The 23,540-nt window shown below is 54.9% G+C and carries 19 protein-coding genes; 6 read left to right on the forward strand and 13 right to left on the reverse strand.

The window, feature by feature from the left end:
• Positions 1–4 precede the first annotated feature (4 nt).
• From AAGA79_RS15350 to AAGA79_RS15370, 5 genes are all read left to right on the forward strand, one after another.
• Positions 5–637: a MotA/TolQ/ExbB proton channel family protein gene (locus AAGA79_RS15350; RefSeq protein WP_411826696.1), complete on the forward strand. Its 633-nt coding sequence runs from the start codon at positions 5–7 to the stop codon at positions 635–637.
• Between the two features lie 11 nt (positions 638–648).
• Positions 649–1,071 (forward strand): ExbD/TolR family protein, encoded by a 423-nt coding sequence (locus AAGA79_RS15355; RefSeq protein ID WP_411826697.1) that lies wholly within the window; start codon positions 649–651, stop codon positions 1,069–1,071.
• 280 nt (positions 1,072–1,351) lie between these two features.
• The gene (locus AAGA79_RS15360) at positions 1,352–2,188 is read left to right on the forward strand and encodes an alpha/beta fold hydrolase (RefSeq protein ID WP_411826698.1); all 837 of its coding nucleotides are present in this window, start codon (positions 1,352–1,354) and stop codon (positions 2,186–2,188) included.
• 53 nt (positions 2,189–2,241) lie between these two features.
• Positions 2,242–3,351 (forward strand): phosphatidylglycerol lysyltransferase domain-containing protein, encoded by a 1,110-nt coding sequence (locus AAGA79_RS15365; RefSeq protein ID WP_411826699.1) that lies wholly within the window; start codon positions 2,242–2,244, stop codon positions 3,349–3,351.
• 92 nt (positions 3,352–3,443) lie between these two features.
• Positions 3,444–4,736 (forward strand): carbohydrate porin, encoded by a 1,293-nt coding sequence (locus AAGA79_RS15370; protein WP_411826700.1) that lies wholly within the window; start codon positions 3,444–3,446, stop codon positions 4,734–4,736.
• On the opposite strand, the gene AAGA79_RS15375 is transcribed toward AAGA79_RS15370, so the two are convergent.
• Both AAGA79_RS15375 and pucL read right to left on the reverse strand, forming a co-directional pair.
• Positions 4,725–5,522, reverse strand: a complete 798-nt coding sequence (locus AAGA79_RS15375) for an XdhC family protein (RefSeq protein WP_411826701.1) — start codon at positions 5,520–5,522, stop codon at positions 4,725–4,727. The two genes, AAGA79_RS15370 and AAGA79_RS15375, sit on opposite strands and share 12 nt — an antisense overlap.
• A gap of 12 nt (positions 5,523–5,534) precedes the next feature.
• A complete protein-coding gene (gene pucL / locus AAGA79_RS15380) occupies positions 5,535–6,389 on the reverse strand; it encodes a factor-independent urate hydroxylase (protein ID WP_411826702.1) in 855 nt (284 codons plus the stop codon).
• Between the two features lie 13 nt (positions 6,390–6,402).
• On the opposite strand from pucL, the gene uraD reads away from it, so the two are divergent.
• Positions 6,403–8,901 carry a 2-oxo-4-hydroxy-4-carboxy-5-ureidoimidazoline decarboxylase gene (gene uraD, locus AAGA79_RS15385; protein ID WP_411826703.1) on the forward strand — a complete coding sequence of 833 codons (2,499 nt, stop codon included), beginning with the start codon at positions 6,403–6,405 and terminating at the stop codon, positions 8,899–8,901.
• 9 nt (positions 8,902–8,910) lie between these two features.
• Here the strand turns inward: uraD and AAGA79_RS15390 are convergent, their stop codons facing one another.
• The 11 genes from AAGA79_RS15390 to polA all read right to left on the reverse strand — a co-directional run bounded on the left by AAGA79_RS15390 (position 8,911) and on the right by polA (position 23,514).
• On the reverse strand, positions 8,911–9,459 hold the full coding sequence (locus AAGA79_RS15390; RefSeq protein ID WP_411826704.1) for a carboxymuconolactone decarboxylase family protein: 549 nt from the start codon (positions 9,457–9,459) through the stop codon (positions 8,911–8,913).
• 60 nt (positions 9,460–9,519) lie between these two features.
• Positions 9,520–13,194, reverse strand: a complete 3,675-nt coding sequence (xdhB, locus tag AAGA79_RS15395) for a xanthine dehydrogenase molybdopterin binding subunit (protein ID WP_411826705.1) — start codon at positions 13,192–13,194, stop codon at positions 9,520–9,522.
• Positions 13,195–13,206: 12 nt separating this feature from the next.
• Complete coding sequence (allE, locus tag AAGA79_RS15400; protein ID WP_411826706.1) at positions 13,207–13,935, reverse strand: (S)-ureidoglycine aminohydrolase; 729 nt, start codon at positions 13,933–13,935, stop codon at positions 13,207–13,209.
• 9 nt (positions 13,936–13,944) lie between these two features.
• Positions 13,945–15,219 carry an allantoinase AllB gene (gene allB, locus AAGA79_RS15405; protein ID WP_411826707.1) on the reverse strand — a complete coding sequence of 425 codons (1,275 nt, stop codon included), beginning with the start codon at positions 15,217–15,219 and terminating at the stop codon, positions 13,945–13,947.
• On the reverse strand, positions 15,216–16,436 hold the full coding sequence (locus tag AAGA79_RS15410; RefSeq protein WP_411826708.1) for a M20 family metallo-hydrolase: 1,221 nt from the start codon (positions 16,434–16,436) through the stop codon (positions 15,216–15,218). The genes allB and AAGA79_RS15410 overlap by 4 nt, the downstream gene beginning before the upstream one ends.
• 5 nt (positions 16,437–16,441) lie before the next feature.
• Positions 16,442–16,765 (reverse strand): hydroxyisourate hydrolase, encoded by a 324-nt coding sequence (gene uraH, locus AAGA79_RS15415; protein WP_411826709.1) that lies wholly within the window; start codon positions 16,763–16,765, stop codon positions 16,442–16,444.
• Positions 16,766–16,839: 74 nt separating this feature from the next.
• Entirely contained in the window at positions 16,840–17,241 is a 402-nt protein-coding gene (locus AAGA79_RS15420; RefSeq protein WP_411826710.1) for an MmcQ/YjbR family DNA-binding protein, read from the reverse strand.
• 6 nt (positions 17,242–17,247) lie between these two features.
• Positions 17,248–18,183: a LysR family transcriptional regulator gene (locus AAGA79_RS15425; protein WP_411826711.1), complete on the reverse strand. Its 936-nt coding sequence runs from the start codon at positions 18,181–18,183 to the stop codon at positions 17,248–17,250.
• Positions 18,180–19,118: a LysR family transcriptional regulator gene (locus tag AAGA79_RS15430; protein WP_411826712.1), complete on the reverse strand. Its 939-nt coding sequence runs from the start codon at positions 19,116–19,118 to the stop codon at positions 18,180–18,182. Before AAGA79_RS15430 ends, AAGA79_RS15425 begins: the two co-directional genes overlap by 4 nt.
• Positions 19,119–19,364: 246 nt before the next feature.
• Complete coding sequence (locus tag AAGA79_RS15435) at positions 19,365–20,189, reverse strand: PEP-CTERM sorting domain-containing protein (protein ID WP_411826713.1); 825 nt, start codon at positions 20,187–20,189, stop codon at positions 19,365–19,367.
• 547 nt (positions 20,190–20,736) lie between these two features.
• Positions 20,737–23,514, reverse strand: coding sequence for a DNA polymerase I (polA, locus tag AAGA79_RS15440; protein ID WP_411826714.1), 2,778 nt, complete (start codon positions 23,512–23,514; stop codon positions 20,737–20,739).
• Between the last annotated feature and the right edge of the window lie 26 nt (positions 23,515–23,540).

The following is a 23,540-nucleotide window of genomic DNA, read 5'->3' on the forward strand; positions in this document are numbered from 1 at the left end:
CCGAATGGACCTATTCGCTATCACCCCAGCAGACGCCGTATTTGAATACCTGAAAAAAGGAGGATTCTTCATCTATCCGCTCATTTTCTGCTCCTTCGCCGGCCTCGCCGCGATCGGCTTCAAAGCCATGTCTCTCACCAGAGCACGCATCGTCCCCCAATCCCTCGCCAAAAATATGGAGTCCGCAAAAAGCGTGAGTCCGGAGCAACTGACCAATCAACTGGAGCGTGGCGGTAGCACCCTCGCCCGCCTCGGCCTGATCGCTGCGAAGAATCATGGGAAAACCGAACCGGAGATCACCCGTGCGGTGGAAGCCGCTGCGCGCGAGGAGATTGTCCGCATGCACAGCGGCATCGGCGTGCTGGATGTCGTAATCACCGTCGCGCCACTGCTCGGCCTGCTCGGCACCGCCTCCGGCCTCGTTGTCATCTTCCAGGGCCTGGGTGAAACCACCGATCACCTCGCCATCGCTCTCGGCATCGCCCAAGCACTGAACACCACCATCTTCGGCCTCGCTATCGCCGTCCCCGCGGTCATCGCCCACAGCTATTTCTCGCGCCGTATCGAGAGCCTCACCGCCCGCATGGAAGCCGTGCTCGCCGGATTCGTCGCCATTTGCGCCAAACCCCAAAAATAAGGCCAGCTTTCATGCAATTCTATCGCGTCCAGCGCAGCAGGGCTCAGGTGCCGATCGTCCCGATGATCGATATCCTGTTCATCCTGCTGGTTTTCTTCATCGTCTCCACCACCTTTAAAAAGCCCCGGGAAATCCTCCAGATCGAGCTCCCCACGGTAAATGAGATCCCTTCGGAAACCGTCACCGAGACCCGCTCCATCATCGCGGTGGATGCCACGGGGAACATCACTCTGGACTCGCTTCTAGTTCCGAAAGGGCTCCTGGACTCCTATCTCCAGGCCTACCAGAAGCAAAATCCCGGCCGGAAGCTGGAATTGGAAGCAGACCGCCGCCTACCACTCGAAAAACTTTTGGAAATCTGGGAATCGCTCGGCAGAGCAGGGATAAAAATCAAGGAAGTCCCGGCCAGAATCAAGGTTGGCGGCAGCGAGTAGCCCAAGAGCCAGATTTCTCTGAAATCCGATTCTGATCCCCTTGGATTTCAGAATCTTGCGGGATCGTGTCAAATAGCTACGAAGCGGTAAACCGCATTTATCCGCCTTTTTTTCTGACTGATTAGATCAGCAAACCCTGCATATTTTTCAAAAATATCGGAAAGTATCATTCGTATGTCGTTGTGCTTGAAATGAATACAGAAATGAGGCGATATATTTCACTGCACTTTACTATTTCCAAAACCTGTCCGCCCCCCTCGGACAGCATCCACGTTTCCCCATGGATCAACCCCAAAATAACTCACCAACATTAGACCCTTCCGAAGCAGATCTCTCTTCGGTTGATTCCGTTACCATCGATCAAATTCCGGGCCGAAAACCCGGCCGGATCCTCAAGCTCCGGGATGCCGAAATCTATTTCGAGCGCTTTGGAGCAGGAAAACCAGTTCTCCTGCTTCACGGAGGAGCCGCCACCATTGAGAGCTGGTTCTGCCAGATTCCCGCCTTGGCGGAAAAATACGAATTGATCGTGCCTGACGCGCGGGGTCATGGACGCTCACCGGATGTCGACGGGCCGATTGATTTCGATTCGATGGCCGCGGATTTTTGCGAACTTCTTGACCACGTGGGCCTGAAGAATGTGGCAGTAGTCGGCTGGAGCGATGGCGCAGTCACAGGAATGAAGATGGCAATGATGCGGCCGGACCTGATCTCGAAGGTCGTCACCCTTGGCGCCCATTCACGACCTGAAGGCATGACTGATGACTTCCGTGCCGAGGTTGAAGGCTCCACTGCTGAGAATTTCCCTGAAATCCTTAGCGGTGGCTACAAGGCACTATCCCCGGATGGCCCCGATCACTGGCCTGTAGTCTTCGGGAAACTGAAAACCATGTGGCTCACTCTTCCTGATTTTTCCGAAGGTGAACTTCAATCCATCCAATGCCCCGTCCTGCTCGTGGTAGGCGAGTCCGATATTGTGACACGGGAAGAAAGCAAGCGCATGGAAAGCCTGATCCCGGATGCCTCACTAAAAATTCTTGAAGGCGCAAGCCACTATGCACCGGTCGAAGTTCCAGAAATCGTCAACGCGGTAGTTTTGGATTTTATCGATATATAAAAGGTGGTGCAGGGGATGCTAGCTGCTAAAGCTTTACTATTATTCAACACGAAATGGCGATTCATAAGGTCCTGGGAGAAGATGCGGAGAAATTCAAAGGAAAAGAAAAGTGGGATAAGCTCTCTCCTTTCCTCCGGAAGTATGGGAGGGAAGCGCTCTCCTATGCCACTATCCAGGATGGCATGGAGTATTTCATCGACGATGAACTCGGCTATATAGCCTTCACCACTGTGACCCATCCGGTATTTGCCCGGAAATCGAAGAGAATTATCCTATCCGATCCTGTCTGTGCCCAGGAAAATTTATCGAAGTTGATCGACCGTTTCCTTGAGGACGAGCCTGAGGCGGCCTTCATCGTCATTTCCGAGTTCTGCGCGGAGGAGCTGCGTATCCGCGGCTACAAGATCAACTGCCTGGGCCCGGAGCCGGAGTTGCCGATCCAGACCTACAACACCAAGGGAAACTGGAAGTCCCTGGACATGATCAAACGCGCCAGGAACGAGGCAAAGCGGAACGGAATCGTTATCCGTGAAGAGAATCTGGAGGAACTCGATCCGAGCAAACTCCAGGCGATTTCCTCGAAATGGCTCGGCAACAAGATCCTCAACGACCGTGAAATCTGGATATATGCCCGCAAACCATACTGGGGCAGCGAGCCTGACGTGCGGAAATTCGTGGCCTATGACAGCGACGGAGAAATCGTGGGATTCGTGTTCTATGATCCGATCTATCGCGATGGCGAGGTAGTCGGATACTCGGCGAACACCTCTCGCTGCGATGAGAAACGTTTCGGCCGCCTGGGAACCGCAGTGCACATGGAAGCAGTGGATATTTTCCGCGAGGAAGGCAAAGAAGTCCTGAATCTATGTCTGGCACCGTTCGTCCGACTGGACATAGGGAAATACAATGATGACAAGATGGCCGTTCTGTTTTTCAAACTCAGTGAGAAATACGGAAACGATATCTATAATTTCAAGGGTTTGGCTTTCCATAAGTCGAAGTATCGCGTGAAGGAGAAGCCGATGTATTTTGCCTCGAAAAACTGGTCTTCATCTAATGATATTTACCTCGCGTATCTTTCATCAAATATCACCGAAAGCTACTTCTCCACGATGGGCCTGCTCCTTAAGGGAATCGCTAAAGGTTTGCTCAAACGCGAATAGCTGCCTATCAATCAGAGGTGAGGAAAATTTTTGTAATTGCCGCAGCCTTAACGATTTCTGTTAGTAATCTTCCGGCCGAAGAATCGGCTGTGATGGACTGGATGACAGGCGATTACTTCCTCGGTGACTGGGGAGGAAGGCGGACCGATCTGATCGACCGCGGGATCGATTTCGAGCTCTTCTACTTCGGCTCTCTACCGAGCAACGTGGATGGTGGAATTCGCACAGGCACAGACTATCAGGGAGCACTTCTGGCAACGATGACCCTGGATTCGGAAAAACTCGCCGGCTACGAGGGTGGCACATTCTACGCCAGCGGTGTCTGGCTGGATGGACAGGAAGGGTTTTCAGACAGGCATATCGGCGATCTCAACAAGCCGAATCTGGTGGATTTTTCAAACCAGCTCCGCCTATGGGAACTTTGGTATTCCCAGAAAATGTTCGATGACAAGGTGACGCTGAAGGCCGGCCTCATGTCCGTGGACCGTGATTTTATTGTCCCCGAGTATTACAACTCCCTTGGATCGATCAATTTTCTCAACCAGACGTTCTTTTACCCCACACTGGCTTTCAATCTCTACCAGATCCCCGGTTTCCCGAATGCCAACCATTCACTTCCCTCCACTCCCTACGGCGCACTCGGCGTGCTCGTAAGGATCGAGCCCACTGACGGCTGGTATGTCCAGGCGGCCCTATACGAAGGTAACCCGGATGATAGCTATCACGGGACTGACTTCAGCCTGGATGGAGATGAGGGTGCTCTGATCTATGCGGAGACCGGTTTCCGCTGGGGCGATACGCAGGGCCTACCTGGCAGCGTAAAAGTCGGCGGGTTTTACCACACCGATGAGTTCACGGATGTGAATGAAGGAATATCCGTGGTCTTCGCTGAAGGTATTGGTCTCCCTGCCACACCCGCCAAGGATCACTCGGGAAATTTCGGAGGCTATCTGCTTGCGGAACAATATCTCTGGCTTGAGGAAGGCAGGGACGATCCGGCCATGCAGGGAGGACTCGGATTTTTCAGAGTTTCCGCAGCTCCGAAGGACCGGAATCTGACCCAGTTCGGTATTGATGGCGGATTTGTTTTCAAGGGTCTCATTCCGGGCAGGGACTGGGATACCCTGGGCCTCGGCCTTTCCTACCTTCAGATCAGCAATGATATCGGAGATTCCGTTGCAGAAATCAACGGCACCTACGGCACGGACTTCAAACTCCCCGATTACGAGGGTGTTATCGAGCTATCCTACAAAGCTCAGCTCACCGCCTGGTGGACGCTGCAGCCAAGCGTGCAATGGGTTTTGCACCCGGGTGGTCAGACCAATTTCGTCGATCCACCCGACGACGCGATCGCCTTCATCTTGCAGACGACCTTACGCTTCTAATTCATCGGCCGCGCCTCTCTGCTGGAGAAGCTGCGCAGCGATGCTGACTGCGATTTCCGCAGGATCGTTCCCACCCAATGGGAGGCCCAGCGGGCAAACAACCTTTTCGAGCAAATCTTCGGAGATTCCATTTTCCCGTAACTCACGGAAAAGCACCGCCCGTTTCGACCTACTCCCGATCACTCCCAGAAACGGGATGTCCGGATATTTCCCAAGGATCTCCTCCAGGACCGGTCTATCACTCGCATGACCCTTGGTAATCGATAGAACCATGCTTTTCCCTGTTACAAATCGTGACCCCTCCGGAAATGAGGTAACCAGATGTTTCAGGACATTTTCGCGGACCGGTAGCTGCTCCAGCCATTCCTCCCGCTCTTCGATCACATCAATGCTGCACTCCATCGCCGAAAGCACCGGGACCAAAGCCTGAGTCACGTGACCTGCCCCGAAGATTACGATATGCCAACGCTTCCCGGCATCCACTAGCTCGAAGGAAAACTCCATTTCCCCACCACAGGTCATCCCGACGTCTTGCTGAAGATTCCACTTCTTCGTCGTGCATCGCTGGCTTCCGCCAAGCATCTCCAATGCCTCCTCAATGACCCGTGCCTCGACTTTTCCGCCGCCCAAAGTCCCTTCGACAAGACCCTCGCGGGTGATGATCGCCTTCGCCCCGAGGCTCCCCGGAACGCTGCCACGACATGCGGTGACAGTGACGACAACCATGCCGACCCCGTCCCGCCGCAGCGCAGAAATCTTTCCCCAAATATCAGTATTCCGGGGCATTTCTCGGAAAAATTATCGGGTTACCACCGCTTCGATTTCACCGAATGGCTCATCTGTCGGCAGGAAGAGAGTCGTATTGTTCGGACGGTTCAGCTTGCTGAGATCCATTCCGAGAAAATGCACATTCGGCAAATTCAAGGCGATCTTCTCGATGCTGGGCGTTGCCGCCAGAGCCGCTTCACCGATCTCGAACAAGGTCCGCTGAACGGAGGGACTGTAAGTCGTGGCAAAAATCTTATGCGCACTCTGCAGAACCGTTTCGTCCGCGGATTTATACTCCTGCGCATCGATATCATAGAACCACTCCGCAGTCATCCGCGTTGAAAAAATGCGATCGGAAGTAGGCGGCAAAGTCGTCAGATCACAGGTATTGAAACCTTCAAAACCAGACTCAGTGGTCTTCATTATCAGGTGGTCCGTGATGCCGGCGCTGAGCATAGGCTCCTCATCTCGGTCGAATTCCCCACGTGCCATCCAGGTTCCATTGGCCTCCTCGGAAAACGCATGCGGATGCTCCTCGCCATCGATTTCCATACGGCCCCAGCGCCGCTCGCGGACCTCCACGGTCGCACCATCCAGGTGCTCATATTTGTTGAGAAAATACTCACCCACAATCTTCGTAAAACTCACCCGGCAAGTACCCAGATAATCATGCGCCAGAGTATGGACCGTATTCTTCACAGTATCCGTCGGCACGATGGAGGAATTGTCTTCACTGAAGTAAGAACCATCGAGATCGCCGCGCAAAAGCACATCCACCTCAAGCTCGCACACCTTGTGCTTCTTACCCCGCATAACTTTCAGCACGCGAACGCGGCACTTTCCGTATTGATTGCTTTCAAGCTTCGCCATTTCTGAGAACTTCACGCAAATGATTCCTTTGTCCAAGCTCAATTCCCTTCCGGAAAATGAATTCACCCAAACTTTGGCTGGAATCTACGAACATTCCGCCTGGGTCTCGCAGGCAGCCTTCCGCTCTTCACCTTTTAACTCCCGTGAATCTCTCGTCATTTCCATGCGGGACATAGTCGATGCAGCGAGCTCGGCGGATAAGCTGCATCTTATCCGAGCCCACCCGGACCTGGGGGGGAAACTCGCCCGGGCCGGCGCGCTGACCGAGGAATCCACCCGCGAGCAGGCCGGACTCGGCCTCGATCGGCTCTCCGACGCGGAATTCAGGGAATTCGACCGTCTGAACACAGAATACAGCCAGAAGTTCGAATTCCCCTTCATCATCTGCGCCCGGCTGACCACAAAATCCGGTGTCCTCCGTGCCTTCAAAGCCCGCCTCGAAAACACAGCAGAGCAGGAAATCACCGAAGCTATCCGACAGATCCACGAGATCGCCAGATTGCGGATCGAAGACCTGGTTTTCACCCCGGAAATTCCCGCCTACACCCGCTTTCTCTCCGAATCCCTGCTGAAGGAATTATGGAACAAAGCAACCCCGGCATCAGCCATCGGAGGCCTGCGCATCGCCCCGGGACTGAGGGAAAAATTCCCGAATATCGAAACCGACGCAGCCCTCCAGTTCGTCACCGCCGTCTACACGGAGATGAAGCTACAGCTGAATCAAGTTCTGGAACAGCGCGTGGTGGATCGCGCCTTCATGGACACTGAAACCGCTGCTTTTGTGGAGGGAAACACCTCCCTCTCCTACACCTCCGCAGACTACGGAACCGTTTTGGGAAAAACCGATTCGAAGGGCAGAATCGTCATCGGCCCGCTACCACCAGCTGGAGTTCCTCCCGAAAGAGTGGATATCCCGGAATTTCTCGCAGGCGATCAGGTGACACTTTTCGGCCCGCCGGACACAGCAAAGATGTCCATCAACGCGATGAACGCCTTCAACCGGCGCAGCTCCGACGAGCATCCACTCGTTACGGAACTCGCAGAGGCCGCCGGCCAAGTCCCGCGCTGGGGAGCGGACAACGAGGATTCCAAAACCCCCATCATGGAGGACTTCCTTCACGCCTGCGAAAACCTCATCGGCTGCTTTGACCGCACCCTCCGCCACGAAGATGAAAAGAGCGGGAAAATCTACGAACTTGATCACGCAGGGCTCTCAAAACCCATCAAACGCATCCCCGGGCTCGCCCTCCCGGATGGAAGCCACCTGATCAACGGCAATCCGCTGCCGCTGCATCTCTTCGATTTCGCACTTCACCTCTGGCACAACCATCACCGTCCGGAAGCCCTCGTTTTCTATGTGCCGAAGCTGGAGAACGAGGAAGAAGCCCTCTACCTCAAGCAGCTCATCGACTGCGCCGAGCGGAAAATCCAGGCGGTGAACAGCTCTTATCAACCGGGAACCGTGAAGCTCTTCATCGTCTTCGAAAATCCCCGAGCCATTTTCCGTATCAGCGAAATCGCGAAGGCCCTCCACCCTCATTTCCTGGGCGGCAGCCTCGGCTGGCACGATTTCCTCGCCTCTGCCGCACGACTTTTCAAAAACGATCCCCGCTACCGAATCCCCGTAAAGGCGGATCCGAACATCGTCATCAACCACATACGCGAATCCCACAAAATCCTCGTCGATGCTCTGGCTCCCATCGATGCCATCCGCATTGGTGGGATGTATGGAATCCTTTACGAGGAAGGAAACGCGGACTCCTACGAAGTCTGCATGACTGGCTACATCCGCGATGTCACCACCCAGCTGAAGCGCGGTCTAAACGGATTCTGGGTAGCTCACCCGGCTTTCGTCCGAACCGGACTGGCACTTGTCGAGGCCTGGAGAAGAGGCCCGGAAGTCGTGACCCGGCTTATAAAAGCACTGGTCCCGGATCCTGTGGAGCACAGTCCTCTCATCGAATTTGTATTCTCAAAAGACGTGGCGGGCCTGGACGATCAGGATCCGAATTACGCTCGCAGCGTGTTAGCCGCCACCATCGAGACCTCCGATGTCATCGCAAACGATGATCCGGAAGAGGTGCGCTATAATATTTTCCAAGCCCTGCAATACCTCTGCGATTGGCTCTGCGGAAATGGCTGCGTAGCTCTGCCCACCACCATGGAAAACGCCCGTGGCAAAACTGTATTCGTCCGGGTGATGGACGATCTCGCCACTACCGAACGCAGCCGCTGGGAGCTCTGGGCAGAGGTGAACCACGGCCGGGTCTCCAGAGAGCTTTTCGAAAAAATCCTCGCTGAGGAAATTGATTTCATCCGCACCGGTGCTGATTCGAACCACAAACGAGTTCAGATCCCCTGGAAAGGCGAGGCCGCCAGATGGTATCCGATAGCAGCAGAGTTGCTTCACCGCCTGGTCACGGATCCAAACCCGCCGGAATTCGTCACCGAAGTGACCATGCCCTACACTCTTCCGCTTATCAGGAACTCAGACGACCCGATGGCCACCGCCGAGTCCTTTGGCTGATATTCCAGACTAGGGCTTCCAGGCGAATTTCTGGAAAGGCTCGTCGGTAGGTGTTTCGGCCAGATGATTCGTGTAGTTGCTCATGACTTTCTGGGAAATGCCGAGCACGATCTCAAGGATCTGGCGCTGGGCGTATCCTGCGGCGAAAAATTTCCCGATTTCCTCCTCACTCAAATGGCCGCGATTCCGGACGAGGGCTAAAGTGGTCTCGTGCAGTGCCTGGAGCTTCTCGGTCGGCATTGGTTGCTTATTTCTGAGAGCCTCGGTGAGCGCCGGATTCACATCCATCATGTGTGCGATAGCAGTGTGTGCAGGCACGCAGTAATGGCACTCGTGCTCCACATTGATTGTCTGCCAGACAACCGTCAGTTCTTCGGCATTAAATGATGTGTTCTGAAACAAGCCGTGGATGATCTGGTAAGCCTCAAGCAGTTCCGGAGCTTCAGCCATGACTCCGTGAAGGTTTGGAACCATCCCGAAGCCTTTTACGGACTTTTCGAGGAGAGGTTTGCTATTCAAGGGAGCAGATTCGAGATCGTGAATTTTGAATTCGGTCATAGGTCCAATGGGATGCCCTCCCCATTGGATTTATTCCACCAAGTTTCCCGGGCCGGAAGATCAATGCCCGGCGATGCTCTGCGGTCCGATCGCCAATTTCAGCACTTCCGGAGTTAGTGGGGATGGTAGATTTTGATTACCATCAAAGGCATGGACGGCATCGCGGAGAGCTTCTCTCACGGAAATCGCGAGCATCAGCGGAGGTTCTCCCACTGCTTTTGAGCCGTGGATAGTGCCCTTCTGGGTGGCATTTTTGAGAAGGTCCACCCGGAAATCCAGTGGCGCATCCGAGAAGCTCGGGATTGCATAGGTGCTGGCGCTATGGGTGAGTAGCCGCCCCTCCGCGCTCCATTTCAGCTCCTCGGAGGTGAGCCAGCCAGCTCCCTGCACAAAGCCGCCCTCGATCTGCCCGCGATCGATCGCTGCGTTCAGAGAATCCCCGACATCGTGGAGGACATCCACCCTGCGGATGTGATGACTGCCGGTAAAACCATCCAGCTCCACCTCACTGACGGCGGCACCGAAGGCGTAGTAGAAAAACGGCCTGCCTTTCGGGTTTTCCTGAGACCAATCCCATTTCAAATCCGGCGTGCGATAGTATCCGGTAGCAGAAAGCTGAATGCGCTGGGTGTAAGCCATCACGGCGATATCGGAGAAGGCCAATACCTCTCCGGAGGGGCTTTTCAGAAAGCCGTTTTCAAAAACGATTTCCTCAGCAGCGCAGCCGAATTCTACTGCGGCAAGGGTGGCGAGCCTCGCCTTGAGTTTCCCGCAGGCATCGGCGACAGCCATTCCATTGAGATCGGAGCCGGAGCTGGCAGCAGTCGCGGAAGTATTCGGCACCTTATCGGTGCGTGTGTGCATGAGCCGAATGCGGTCCGCTGAGAGACCTAGTTCACGCATCGCGATGGAAAGAATTTTCGAGTGCAGGCCCTGGCCCATTTCCGTGCCGCCGTGGTTCACTTGTACTGAGCCATCCGCATAGATGAGCACCAGAGCGCCGGCTTGGTTGTAGTGCTTGAGTGTGAAGCTGATTCCGAATTTCACCGGTGTGATGGCCAGCCCGCGCTTTGTGTGAAGGTGCTCGCGATTCCAGCTGGCGATTTCGGTTTTCCGTTTCGTGAAATCCGATGAGGTGAGTAGCTCGTCCCATATCCGTGTCAGCCGGTTATCGCTGACTTCCGCGCCGTAATGGGTGGTATTGGTCTCCCCCGCTCCGCGATAGAGATTCTTCCGTCGGATTTCTTCAGCGGAAATTCCCAGCTCGCCGGCGATACGACCGATGATTTCCTCAATGACCAGAACCCCCTGCGGCCCGCCGAATCCACGGAACGCGGTGTGCGAGGTTACGTTGGTTTTGCACACCCGGCCGAAGAAGCGGACGCTCGGGATATAGTAGGCGTTATCCAGGTGGAACAGCGCACGGTCATTGACTGGCTGGGAAAGGTCCAACGACCAGCCTCCGTCCGAAAATAACTGTATATCAGCTGCTTCGAGCATGCCGTCCGGATGATATCCGACTTTGTATTTCGCGAAAAACGGATGCCGCTTTCCGGAGGATTCCATATCGTGGTCACGATCCAGCTGCATGGTCACTGCGCGCCCGGTTCGCAGCGCTGCCAGGGCACAAATCGCCGCCCAAGGGTTAGCCTGGGTTTCCTTCCCACCGAAGCCGCCGCCCATGCGCGGGCACTCGACTACCACCTGATGCCGCGCGCAGCCGAGGACTTCTGCCACAATCGTTTGCGTTTCGCTGGGGTGCTGGGTGGAAGAGCGGATAAATACCCCTCCCTCCCCGTCCGGCTCCGCGAGAGCGGCGTGGGTTTCCAAATAAAATTGCTCCTGCCCGCCGATGTGGAATTCCCCTTCAATCACCTGCGGTGCCTGCGCCAGCGCCTCAACCACCTCGCCACGCCGTAGCACGTGCGGATCTGTATGAAACGAATCCGCGGAAATGGCTGCATCAATGCCGATGATTGCCACCGAGGGTTCGCAGGAAATTATCACATGAGTGGCTGCCAGCCGGGCCTGCTCCATCGTCTCCGCGACCACAGCGGCGATCACTTGGCCGTGAAATTCAATGTTTCCGAAGGCGAACAGTGGCTCATCCTGGCGGGATGGGCCGGTGTTATTGTGGCCCGGAATATCTTCCGCAGTGAGGACGGCATGGACTCCCGGCTGGCCTAGCGCTCCAGATACATCGACAGCCTCCAATTTTCCGGCAGCAAAGGTGGATCTCACCAACCAGACGTTCAGAGACTGCCCGAGCAAGGCGATATCGTGTGTGTAACGGGCGACTCCGGTCACGTGGCCGCGGGCGGATTCGTGCGGTGGCGCATCCGCGTGAAAGACCGGACGGTTCAGCACCGGCTCTGGAATGGTCTGAGCATCCCCGCTGAGGTATTTCAAAAATAGATCCCGGATCAGGCTCTGGCGGTAGGCGGCGGTAGCGCGATGATCGTTCAGTGGCTCGAATTCACTGGCGAGTATCCCGAGTATCTCATCGCTGGAAGCTGCGCCCAGTGGCTTACCAAGAAGCGCGGATTCTGTTTTTACAGCACGGGCGGGGGTAGCTGCCACGCCTCCATAAGCCAGCCTGACCTCGGTGATAATTCCGGAATCGTCCGTAGCGATACGAATTCCTGCGGATACCGTGGAAATATCCATCTCACGGCGTTTCGATACCTTGTAGAACTCGCAACGCCCGGGCAATCCACGCGGGATCACGATGGTTTTCAGGATTTCGCCGGGCTCCATTACTGTTTTCCGATACCCGGTGAAAAATTCACTGAGAGGGACGATACGCTCGCCGTTCAGTGATACCAAAACCACTTTTGCATCCAGCGCCAGAAGCACCGCCGGAGAATCGCCGATGGGCGAGGCTGTGACGAGATTCCCACCCAGGGAAGCGCGATGGCGGATTTGCCGGGAAGCGAACAGGCGGAGCATGGAGTCCATTGCCGGAAGTGCTCCTTTTAGTTTCTCCTGTAGATCTGTCAGGGGCAGCGCTGCGCCGATATTCCAGCCGGCTTCGGTCTCTTGGAATTCATGAAGGTCCGGGATATGCTCGAGGGAAATGAGCAATTCGGGGCGGAGGTGCTGCTTGTTGATCAATACGGCGATCTCGGTGGCGCCAACGATGTATTGGGCGGCGGGATGGGTGGATTTCAGTAAAAGTGCCTCCTCCAGAGTCTGCGGAGTGTGATATTTCGCGGTGCCAGCCGGCGTGGAAATTTCCTGTGAAACGAGCGGGATCGTATCCGCGGGGAGAGAGGCAGCCGCCTCTCGGATGGGCCGGTAGCCGGTGCAGCGGCAGAGATTTCCACAAAGCTGATCCGCTACGGCAGCGGAATCACCGGTAGTTCCCCGCGCGGAAGATTCCGCCAGTGAGCAGACAATACCCGGCGTGCAGTAGCCGCATTGCGAGCCATTGCAGTCGATCATCGCCTGCTGTGCCGGGTGGAGTTCTCCATTTTTCGTAGCCAAGCCTTCAGCCGTCAGGATTTCGCGGCCGAGCAGCGAATGCACGAGCGCGAGGCAGCCATTGATCGCACGGGGCGGAGCTTCGTTTCCGAGAAGCAAAATGGTGCAGGCTCCGCAATCGCCCTCGTTGCAGCCGATTTTCGAGCCGGTGAGGCCGGTGCGGCGGAGGAAATCCAGTATACTCTCCTCCAGGGGCGCGGCTGAAATATCGGCTGGCCGGCCATTGATGGTGATGAAGCTTTTGGCAGGCATGTTTTTACAGGTCTATGGGAGGCGATGGATGTCTTTGTAGTAAAGGTAGGATGCGGGCTCGTCTCCTATGGCGGCGAACCATTGCGGGCAGTAGGGAGCCATCCAGATGGCGTCGCCTGCTTCCACCGGATAATAGTCGTCACCGAGCCGGTAGATCCCTTGCCCATCGAGCATTAGCATCCCGTGCTCCATGATGTGGGTTTCCACGAAAGGAAGCGTGGCGCCGGGCTGATAGGTGAAAATATTGATGGCAAGATCGTAACGTGGGTCGATGGGCAGCAAGGCCTGGAGGCGGGCGCGCTCATTTCCCATGAAGGGTTCATCGGCTACTTCACTGGCGTGCCCAAAGACTGCTGGAGGGAATTCCAGATCGTGGCGGGGCTCGAAAATTTTCCGGAAAAGAGTGATCCGGGTTTCCGTGGTGCCGGTGATGCGCAGATCCGTTTCCGCAGGAATGAAAGCAAAACCGGTTGGACCGAGCTCAACGTCCGGCTCGTTCGGCCGATGGATGGTGCAGCTGCCGCTTTCCAGGTAAATGGCGTGCTCGTGCTCGTCCTCATCGAAGTGACAGAAGCCGCCGTTTTTTTCGAAAGTGATGAGAATTTGCGAAAGGCAGGCTCCCATCCCGGGGGAAAGCATCACGTATCCGGTGGCATTCTCCCAGCCGGGGAAGCTGGAGGGAACGTGGCCATCGGGCGCGATGAGTGCGTGGCGGAGTTTTACGCTGGTGCGGGTGTTCATGGTGATTTTCTAGAAAATTTCCGGCCTCATGAAACGGCCTTTTGTGGCGGAGGTCACCTTTTCCCCCCGGAGATAAGTGGCCTCGATTTGTAACGCCGAGGATTTACCCACGTAGGGAGAGATCCGGTGCCTGGTGAGTAGTTCATCGGCGGAAATCAGGTGCTCTTGTCGTTTTACGACGATAAAATCCGCATTGCTGCCGATAGACAGAGGAGCTTTCCCCTCCAGCTTGAAGCGTTTCACAATGTTCCCCCGGGTTTGGGCAGCGAGATCCGCTTCTTTCTCAAGAACCAGCGGCAGGCCGTGCTGGATACCCGCAATCCCGCCCCAGATGGCGAACATATCATCGCCTGTTTTCAGATCAGGAGACGCGGGCGAGTGATCCGAGCCGATGGTATCGATCGCGCCGGAGCGGAGCCTTTCCCACATTTCCTCGATAGTCGCACCTGGCCGCAATGGCGGGGCGCATTTCGCGGGAGCACCAATCTCGCAGGCATCCCGATCACTTAAAAGCAGGTAGTGGGGACATGTCTCCACCGTCACGTCCACTCCCCTGCCTTTGGCTACGGAAATGAGATCGATCCCTTCGTGGCAGGTGACGTGAACGATGTGCAGGGCGCAGCCGGTTTCCTCTGCGAGTCCAAGCGCAAGACGGATAGCTGTGAGCTCGAACTCGCGCGGGCGCGAGGCAATCCAGGCAGCCATGTCTTTCCCGGAAACATTGACGGGATGTGAAATTTCCGCATGAACAGCCACCGGAAGTCCGAGTTTCTGCGCGATTTCCATTCCCTTTCGCAGGGGGGATTCCGTGGCGGCCTGATATTCATCGAGACCGGAGTGGCACATGAAAGCTTTGAAGCCGATCGCGCCGCCTTCTGCCATTTCCTCCATGAAATCCAGAGAATCCGGGGTAAGTCCGCCCCAGAGAGCGAAGTCGAGGTGGGATTTTTCCTCGGCAATCCGGCGTTTCTCAAGGAAGCGTTCAAGATTGGTGACCGGAGGCGATGAATTGAGAGGCATATCGAAAAACGCGGTGCCACCGCCTGCCGCAAGGGCGAGGGATCCGCTGTGCAAACCTTCCCAATCTGTTCTGCCGGGCTCATTGAAGTGCACGTGGGCATCGATCCAGCCGGGAAGGATCATGGATTTTCCGTAGTCGATTTCACTTCCTGCGGAGCCTCCTACTTCTGCGCCGATTGCTGAGATTTTACCCTCGGAAACGGCGAGTGAGAGCGCCGCGCCGGTGGCAGAGGTGCCGTGGATGATGAGATCGTGGTCGCTCATTTTCGGAAATTGGTTAGGAAATCCGCCAGGACTTCGATGCCGCAGGCGATATCCTCTTCCGAGGCAAATTCGGCCGGATGATGGGATAGTCCCTCCCGGCATCTGACAAAAATCATCCCGATCGGCATAGCTTGGGAAATGGCAACGCCATCGTGCCCTGCTCCACTGGATAGAAGGCGATCCGTGCCGGCGATTTTCAATGAGGAAGCGCGGAGAAGTGAGGTCAGCTCCGGATCGCACGGGACTGCGTCGTTTTCCTGGACGAGGTGCCAATCGATCTTCAGCTGGCGCTTCCTGCAAATCTCGCGGCAGGTGTTTTCCAGTGTTTTCTGGTGGAGGGCGCGCTGGGAATCTGCCGGGTGGCGTAGATCAATGGTGAAAAGAGCGGATTGCGGGATGGAGTTGGATGCACCGGGCTGGACCTCCAGTTTCCCCACGGTAGCGACGAGCTCGGTGTGCTCCCTGGCTATTTTTTCAACTTCCAGAACACACTCTGCAGCAGCGGTTAACGCATCGCTGCGGAGCTCCATGGGAGTGGTCCCAGCGTGATCGGCGCGGCCGGTGATCAGGATGGAGAAACGCGATTGACCGTTGATTCCGGTGACTGAGCAAAGAGATTCTCCTGCCTCTTCGAGCACGCGGCCCTGCTCGATGTGCAGCTCCACGTAGCCGTGGGTGCTTCCTTTTTCGTAGAAAATCTTCTCCGCACCCTCATGCCATCCATCCGCCTCGAGCGATTCGAAAATGCTGATCCCCGCACTGTCTTTTTGGGCGAGCGTTGTTGGATCGAGATCCTCGACGATGCTGCGGCTGCCAAGGTAGGTTGTCTGAAACCGGGTGCCTTCCTCATCGGAAAATGCGAGAACATGCACGGGAAACGGAAGGACTATGGATCGATCGCGAAGAGTTTCGATCGCGGCAAGTGCCGATATGAGCCCCAGGGCTCCATCGTATTTCCCTGCGTCTATGACCGTATCGATGTGGGAGCCGATCAGCAGCGGCTTCGCGGTAGGATCGCTGCCTGCTAAGACGCCAAGGACTGTGCCATCGGCTGCATGGGAAGTTTCCATGCCGATGCTTTCCATCCAATCGATCATCCGATGGGCGGCAAGGAGATTGGCCGGCGAGAGAAAGGTGCGGACGAGATGCTTCGGGTGATCACTGATGCCTCCGAGAATATCGATTCTATCGAGCGCATTTTGTAGCGGAGTTGGCATTGATTTCAGCTTCCGCGATAGGTGGAGTAGGACCAAGGGGTGCAGAGAAGTGGCACGTGGTAATGTTGGCCGACTTCCACTGAAAAGCGAATGGGAACCTCGCCCAGAAATGGGCTTTCGGTGCCATGGATGTGGTAAAACTCTCCGATTGAAAACACGATCTCATAGCATCCCGCGGAAGGATTCTCGATCAATGGAGAATCGCAACGGCCATCCGAATTGGTGACAGTTTCATTCAATAGTTCCGCTCCGCGGAAGAGTCTGACACGTACGCCCGCAGCAGGTTTCCCAGCCATGGTATCGAGAACGTGGGTCGTGATTTTCCCCATATCTACTAGGAAAGCAGAATATGAGCCGTGGAGCAAGTGGGCCGTTGGATTGTGAAAAAGAGCTGTTCCTCCGCCTAGCCTTCCAGTTCTTTCCGGACAGCCCTGGTGAGAGAGCGATAAACCAGATAGTAGGAGTGCTGGATGAGCTCTTTCACCAGATCCGGCGGGATCGTGCCATCCAGTATCAGGGTATTCCAATGACGCTTGTTCATGTGATAGCCGGGAATAATGGAATCGTATTTCTCGCGGAGCTCGAGGGAGCGGTCCGGATCGCACTTCAGGTTCACACGCAGCGGATCGCCGGAAGGATCATAGATGGCGAAAAGTTTTCCGCCGACTTTCTGGACGAGTGCATCAGGCCCGAAGGGTGTGGTTTCCTCCACATGTGGAAAGGAATGCAAAAGCTGGCTAAGGCGGGAAGCGGTCATCGGTGCGCTGACAAGGTCGTAAATAGCTGGCTGCTCAAGCCAATCCACAGGGTTCTAGATATGCTCGTAGAGTTTTCTGGAAAGCTGAACGAGTCGATCAATGGTTTTTACGATCACAGGATTTCTTTCGCCGGTTCTGTAGCGGATGCCGAAGTTGTAGGCGTTGGGGAGAGAGGAATCAAAGCAGCGGGCAACTGAGAGCCCTCGTTTTTTCAGATCCAGATAGTTGGAAGCATCGCCCGGCAGCAGCAGGACGCCGTAGCCCTGGGTGCAGAGTTCCACCGCACTATTCGCGCTTTCCACCTCCATGATATCATTGAGAGGGAATTGATAACTGGTCTCACACCATGACTGGAGGAACCTTCTGAAGCCCATGGCCATCGGGCGGATTGGTAAGATAACTGTGGAGCCGAGTGCATCGGAAAGACTGAACTTCTCCTCGGACAGATCATGATAGGAAGCGTTCCAAGCGACGGTGAGACCGCTTTGTTCAACAAGTGTCTTCACCTGGAATTCGGGCTCGTAACCAACTTTCAGAAATGATCCACCGATCACTAGATCAACCTCGTAGTTCTCGAGTTTTTTAAGCAGGCAATCCCCCGAATCCACAGCGAACCATTTTCCGGGAATACTATCCGATTTCAGAGTCAGAGCGGACTCAAGCAAACGTTCCGCAAGCTCACTGCCATCGACAAGTATGTTCACTTCCTTCTCATTCGCACGGCGCCAGTAGGAAATTTTTTGAATAATACTGGAAAACTCGGCGTTCAGCTCTTCGATCACCGGAAAGAGCATTCTACCCCCTGAAGTCACCGTCGTTTCACCGGGGCGGCGGTGGAAAAGCGGGAATCCGAAATTTTGTTCCAGCTTGGCAATTCGCCCGCTCACAGCCGGCTGCGTAATTCCCAGTTCTTTGGCCGCATCGACGAAGCCGCCGGAACGCTTCAGGCTGAGCGCCGCATTGAGGTCTTTGATTTCCGGGCTATTCATTGGCTATCGAAGAGTCTTCCCAGAGAATTGCAGAGCGCGGGAAGGAATTCGTAGGGATGCTGTCTCATACGGCAGGCGTGAAGTTCCAGTCCGGTTGTTTTTCCATCCTGCTCATCCAGTGCCGTCCAGAACCTCGGATCCGTTTCCACCTGCGGGGCCAGTACCCTTGTCCCCTCATCGCACAGCTGTGGATGGTCCAGCCAGCGTACCCACTCGGTCTCATCAAGTGCCAGATAATCCGCGGAATTGACCACACGGCGTTTGCTAGGCTTTGGCTTCGCAATTGTCTCCGGCCGCACTACCGAATATCTGGGGCGGACTCCACCTTCGGGAGTCTCCCCCCGGCAATATTCGCGGATCTGGAGTGTTGAAATATGTTCCGCGGCGAAGCGATCACCCTCCAGCTTTTCGTGGCCAATATATAGATCGCAGCGACCTTGTGAAAGCGCGCTACCCGCGGCTTCCGGCGCCACTGGAACGAAGGATAATCTGAATTCTTTCTTTTTCCCCAGGGAGGCAAAAATACTACGGAAAGCTTGTGTCCGGAAAATTGACGGTGATGTGGCGAGGCGTAATACCCGTCCTCTTTCCCTGATTCTCTGCGCCGTCGCAGAAAGAGCGCGCACATGACGCTCGAGGCGGTTTGTATCATTGAAAAGCCTCTCCCCGAAAGCTGTCGGAGAGATAGTTCCATCACTTTTATGGATGAAAAGTTGATCGTTGGCGGCCTTTTCAATCACTTGGATTATTTTAAGAACCGCCCGCCTATCGGTGAACATCTCGGTTGCTGCCGCTGAAATATCCTTCTCAATAAAAGCCGTCCGGAAAACATTGAAATGTCTGATGCTAAGTGCATCCAGAAATTCATCTCCCCTGATCATTTCACCGTCAGCGGGGTGATTTGAAAAGTTTCCGGTCCGAATAATAGATCTCATATCGCTGGGCTTACAGGTATATTTAATCTGAAACGTCAGCGATTATCCAGAAATAAACCTAACTTAAATAATCTAGTGTAATAGGGAAACGATGTGAATTCTATGGTTCCGGCAACATGTGAAAACATGCGTCCCGTGTACAATGTTTCACCCTGCCCTATATGTAGAAAATACCACACATGGAACAGGATGAAATTCTCGGTAACAAAACCGCTGAGGAGGATTAACCGTCCCCCGATGGCTAATCTACCTACGTCTGCGGAATACCAGCAATCCGCCTATACATGAAAGCAGGATTGCGGATGGCTCGGGAACCTGAGTTACCTGGAGATTGGAATAAGTGAGGACGTTTTGGTTACCCGCAGTCCCACCAAGAAGGTTTACATCAGCAATGGAGGTGGCGCCGAAATTGAAATCCAACTGGGAAAGAGCCGTGCTCGATTTGAAGTCGAAGGTAAATGTGCCGGTATCCGAACCAGCGCCAAGTGTCACAAGATCCGCAAGATTAAGCAGAGTCGCGCCACCTCCGGTGGCACCAGTCACACTCGCATTGGTGATACCAAATTGAGAACTGCTTAGTAGATTGACCGGAAGACCAGCTCCCGAAGTGACATCAAACGAAACTCGATACACCTGCTCTGGTGCGATCGCCAATCCTGTTACGGAGGCATTGGATTCCCAATCGTAGAGAGCTCCTGCTCCGGCCACCTGATTGAGTAGACCACTCAAGCCAGAAGCCGTTCCTGCCACGGTAATTTCTCGTCCGAAAACCAGAGAGCTACCGGTCGTCCGAGCCTTTGCACCAAGCTGAACATCAAGTGAGGCAATAACAACGTTCAGTCCTACTTGCGCATGACCCTTCACCGAATGCTCCCAGCTAACTGCGCCGCTTGATCCAGAAATTGTATCAGCAGAGACGTTATCGACATTGAGCGACAGTAGGCCTCCAACGGGTTCTGACCTTTTAACTTCGATTGAAGGACTAAAGAATCCAGTGCCATCATAGATAGTCTGGGCGGTAAGGGAGACAGGGAGGATACCTGCGAGGCAGGCAATTATGTGTGCTTTCATGATCTGACTTTGGGTGTTGGTTGTGCAACCGCTCAGATTTGGGACGTCGCCAGAGTCAAGTGGGTGGGCTCTGGCGTGAGCGATAACACTTCGAGAATATTAAAAACTCTGAATCACTCAAACGGGTGGCCGGGCATTCCCGTGATGCACTAATAAGACCCTAACAAAATACCCCTATGTTACTTGTATTCAGTATGTTACACAATAAATAGTCAACATCCTAAACACCCACCCAGCCTACTATATGCGTAGAACTGCGCGAACAAAGCCGCCGAAACGATCGAGACTAATAGTTTTCAGCTTATCAGCGGATAAGCATAATGCATCACCTAGTCTAAGGCGCTGATATTCAATGCCTTGAGTAGCCAGAAACCTCGTAACAAAGCGCTTTCTGGCAACAAATCCGATAAACCAGGCTCTGAAAAATTTTTAAAACCGGGAATTAATTTGAAAATCCCATGGATGGACTGAGACAGCACATCAGCCCGAGGAGCCATCCTTAGAGCATGAAGCCCGGAGCGGACTATCCGCGCTCCCAGGTTTCCCGCTAATGCGCGGCAAGCCAGTTTTTTCCGGTGCCTTTCTCTACCAGGATGGGAACTCCGTGCGGCAGTGGTAGCGCGGACTCCATAATGTGGAGGATCTGTGGGACCAGCTCTATTTCCTCGTCCGGATGAAGATCGAAGACGAGTTCATCGTGAACCTGCAGCAGCATTCTGGTGTGATATGGCTTTTTCCGTAGGAGTGCGTCGATCTTGATCATGGCGAGCTTGATCATATCCGCCGAGGTTCCCTGAATCGGCATATTGATGGCGGCGCGCTCTGCGTTGTTACGGAGACCGGCGTTTCCGGAGGTGAGGTCCGGGTAATGACGGCGGCGGCCTGCGAGGGTTTCCGCATAACCTTTCTCGCGGGATTCGGAGACCGTGCGGTCCATGTATTCCTTGATGGCGGGGTATTCACGGAAATAGGCGTCGATAATTTCCGCAGCTTCGGAACGCGGGATGGAGAGACGCTGGCTGAGACCGAAGGCGGAGATGCCGTAGATGATGCCAAAGTTGACCATTTTCGCGCTGGAGCGCATGTCGCGGGTGACTTCTTCCGGAGTGACTCCGTGGACTTTCGCCGCGGTGATCGTGTGGATGTCCGCACCATCCTGGAAAGCGGAGATCATGGTGGGGTCACAGGCGAGGGCGGCCATGACGCGGAGCTCGATCTGGGAGTAATCGCAGGCGAGCAGGGTGAACCCTTTGCGCGGGACGAAGGCCTGGCGGATTTTCCGACCCGACTCTGAACGGACGGGGATGTTCTGTAGATTCGGATCGGACGAGGCCAGGCGGCCTGTCGCGGCGATGAGCTGGTGGAAATGAGTGTGGATGCGGCCGGTCTCCGGGGCGATGTGGTTCGGGAGTGCATCCAGATAGGTGGATTTCAGCTTCGAAGCCTCGCGATAGGTGAGGATTTCCTCGATGATCGGATGGATTCCAAGGAGTGTGGAGAGCGTTTGCTCATCGGTTTTGTATTGGCCTGTTTTGGTTTTTTTCGGCTTATCGAGCAGATTGAGGTGATCAAAAAGGATCTGTCCGAGCTGCTTAGGAGAAGCGATGTTAAAAGGTGTCCCGGCGTGCGCCTCGATGGATTTTGCAAGCTGCTCGATGGTCTGTTGAAGGTCGATTCCAATGGTCTGCAGGGCTTCCGGGTCAATGGCGATGCCTTCCATTTCCATGCGAACGAGAACGGGTAGCAGGGGGGCTTCGATTTCAGAGAAAATCTTGTCCTGACCGGTTTCCGTGAGGAGGGGACGGAGTTTTTGGGCGAGCTGAAAGGTGACATCCGCATCTTCGGCTGCGTATTCAGCCATGGTAGCGAGGGGGATGGAGGCGATATCGAGCTCTTTGGATTTGGAGGCCTTCTTTTCAGCGTGAGCGAAGAGGTCGTCCTGTGCGGAATCGTCGGTGCCAGCCGCGGCGGCGATATCGGCGAGCTTTACCGGAGTGTAGCCAAGGTGAATTTCCGCAAGGTAGTCCATGTTGTGGCGGCGCTCCGGGGCTACGAGTGCATCCGCGAGCATGGTATCGAAAAACGGACCGTTTACTTCGATTCCGTGGGAATGCAGAACCGAGAGATCGAATTTCAGGTTATGCCCGATTTTTTCCGCTGGTGATTTCAGGATTGCTTTGATTTCCGGAAGAAGGAGATCGGAAAACGGTAGGTAGTAGCCTTCGTGGGCTTTCCATGAAAATGCGATACCGAGCAGCTGGGCGGAGTGGCGGTCGAGCGAGGTGGTTTCTATGTCGAAGCAGAAGCTTTCCTGTGCGACGAGGTTTTCGAAGAGGGTCTGCTGGAGCTCTTTTGTATCCGCGAGTGTGTAGGAGTGTTCGACTTCGGCGATGGTCTTGAAGGTTTCCTGAAGAGTGGGGGTGGACCCCTTCTCTGAACTGCCGGACGCGGGAGCGGAATCGCCGAAAAGTCGCTTGGTTAGAGATCGGAATTCGAAGTCTGTGAAAAGCTGCTTGATGGCTTCATCATCGCGCTGGGAGACCAGCAGATCCTCCCAGGATACCTCGATGGGGCAGTCGAAAATGATGGTGGCCAGGTCTTTGGAGAGGAGTGCCTGATCGGCATTTGCTTCCACGTTTTCCTTCTGCTTGCCTTTGAGTTTATCGGTATTGGCGAGGAGATTTTCCGTGGAGCCGAATTGTTTGATGAGCTTCTGGGCGGTCTTGGGGCCGATGCCTGGAACGCCTGGGATATTGTCTGCGGCATCACCCATGAGGCCGAGCAGATCGATGATCTGGTGAGGATCGGAAACGCCCCAGATGGTCTCGAGCTTATCCATGCCGATGATCTCGTATTCGCTACCCTTCCGGCCGGGTTTCCACATGTAGGTGGTGGGGGAAATGAGTTGGGCGAAGTCTTTATCCGGGGTGACCATGTAGGACTCGAAGCCGTCTGGTTCGGCGCGTTTTACAAGGGTGCCGATGAGGTCATCCGCTTCGAATCCGTCGATTTCCAGCACAGGAATCGCAAACGCGCGACAGAGGGATTTTACGTGGGGAATGGCGGCGGCGAGCTCCTCGGGCATTTCATCCCGCTGGGCCTTGTAGGCAGGGTATTTGATGTGGCGCGGGGTGGGCGCGGAGGTATCGAAAGCGACGCCGAGGTGGGTGGGTTTCTCCTTTTCCAATATGGAGAGGAGCGTGTTGATGAAGCCGTAGAGGGCCGAGGTGTTAACGCCTTTCGAGTTTCTGATCGGGTTGTTGATGAGGGCGAAGTGTGCCCGGTAGATCAGGGCCATGCCATCGAGAAGGAAAAGGCGTTTCATGGGGGAAACTCTAGATTTTAAACCTT

This window comes from Luteolibacter sp. AS25 (genome assembly GCF_046736275.1).
Lineage (GTDB): Bacteria > Verrucomicrobiota > Verrucomicrobiia > Verrucomicrobiales > Akkermansiaceae > Luteolibacter.

Bases quoted from the DNA above. Each gene is read 5' to 3' on its own strand.
- uraH (WP_411826709.1), bottom strand. From the start codon at position 16,765: ATGGGGAAAATCACGACCCACGTTCTCGATACCATGGCTGGGAAACCT.
- AAGA79_RS15350 (WP_411826696.1), top strand. From the start codon at position 5: ATGGACCTATTCGCTATCACCCCAGCAGACGCCGTATTTGAATACCTG.
- AAGA79_RS15435 (WP_411826713.1), bottom strand. From the start codon at position 20,189: ATGAAAGCACACATAATTGCCTGCCTCGCAGGTATCCTCCCTGTCTCC.
- AAGA79_RS15355 (WP_411826697.1), top strand. From the start codon at position 649: ATGCAATTCTATCGCGTCCAGCGCAGCAGGGCTCAGGTGCCGATCGTC.
- xdhB (WP_411826705.1), bottom strand. From the start codon at position 13,194: ATGCCTGCCAAAAGCTTCATCACCATCAATGGCCGGCCAGCCGATATT.
- AAGA79_RS15390 (WP_411826704.1), bottom strand. From the start codon at position 9,459: ATGACCGAATTCAAAATTCACGATCTCGAATCTGCTCCCTTGAATAGC.
- allB (WP_411826707.1), bottom strand. From the start codon at position 15,219: ATGAGCGACCACGATCTCATCATCCACGGCACCTCTGCCACCGGCGCG.
- AAGA79_RS15375 (WP_411826701.1), bottom strand. From the start codon at position 5,522: ATGCCCCGGAATACTGATATTTGGGGAAAGATTTCTGCGCTGCGGCGG.
- AAGA79_RS15360 (WP_411826698.1), top strand. From the start codon at position 1,352: ATGGATCAACCCCAAAATAACTCACCAACATTAGACCCTTCCGAAGCA.
- AAGA79_RS15425 (WP_411826711.1), bottom strand. From the start codon at position 18,183: ATGAATAGCCCGGAAATCAAAGACCTCAATGCGGCGCTCAGCCTGAAG.
- AAGA79_RS15430 (WP_411826712.1), bottom strand. From the start codon at position 19,118: ATGAGATCTATTATTCGGACCGGAAACTTTTCAAATCACCCCGCTGAC.
- allE (WP_411826706.1), bottom strand. From the start codon at position 13,935: ATGAACACCCGCACCAGCGTAAAACTCCGCCACGCACTCATCGCGCCC.
- AAGA79_RS15370 (WP_411826700.1), top strand. From the start codon at position 3,444: ATGGACTGGATGACAGGCGATTACTTCCTCGGTGACTGGGGAGGAAGG.
- AAGA79_RS15365 (WP_411826699.1), top strand. From the start codon at position 2,242: ATGGCGATTCATAAGGTCCTGGGAGAAGATGCGGAGAAATTCAAAGGA.
- AAGA79_RS15410 (WP_411826708.1), bottom strand. From the start codon at position 16,436: ATGCCAACTCCGCTACAAAATGCGCTCGATAGAATCGATATTCTCGGA.
- polA (WP_411826714.1), bottom strand. From the start codon at position 23,514: ATGAAACGCCTTTTCCTTCTCGATGGCATGGCCCTGATCTACCGGGCA.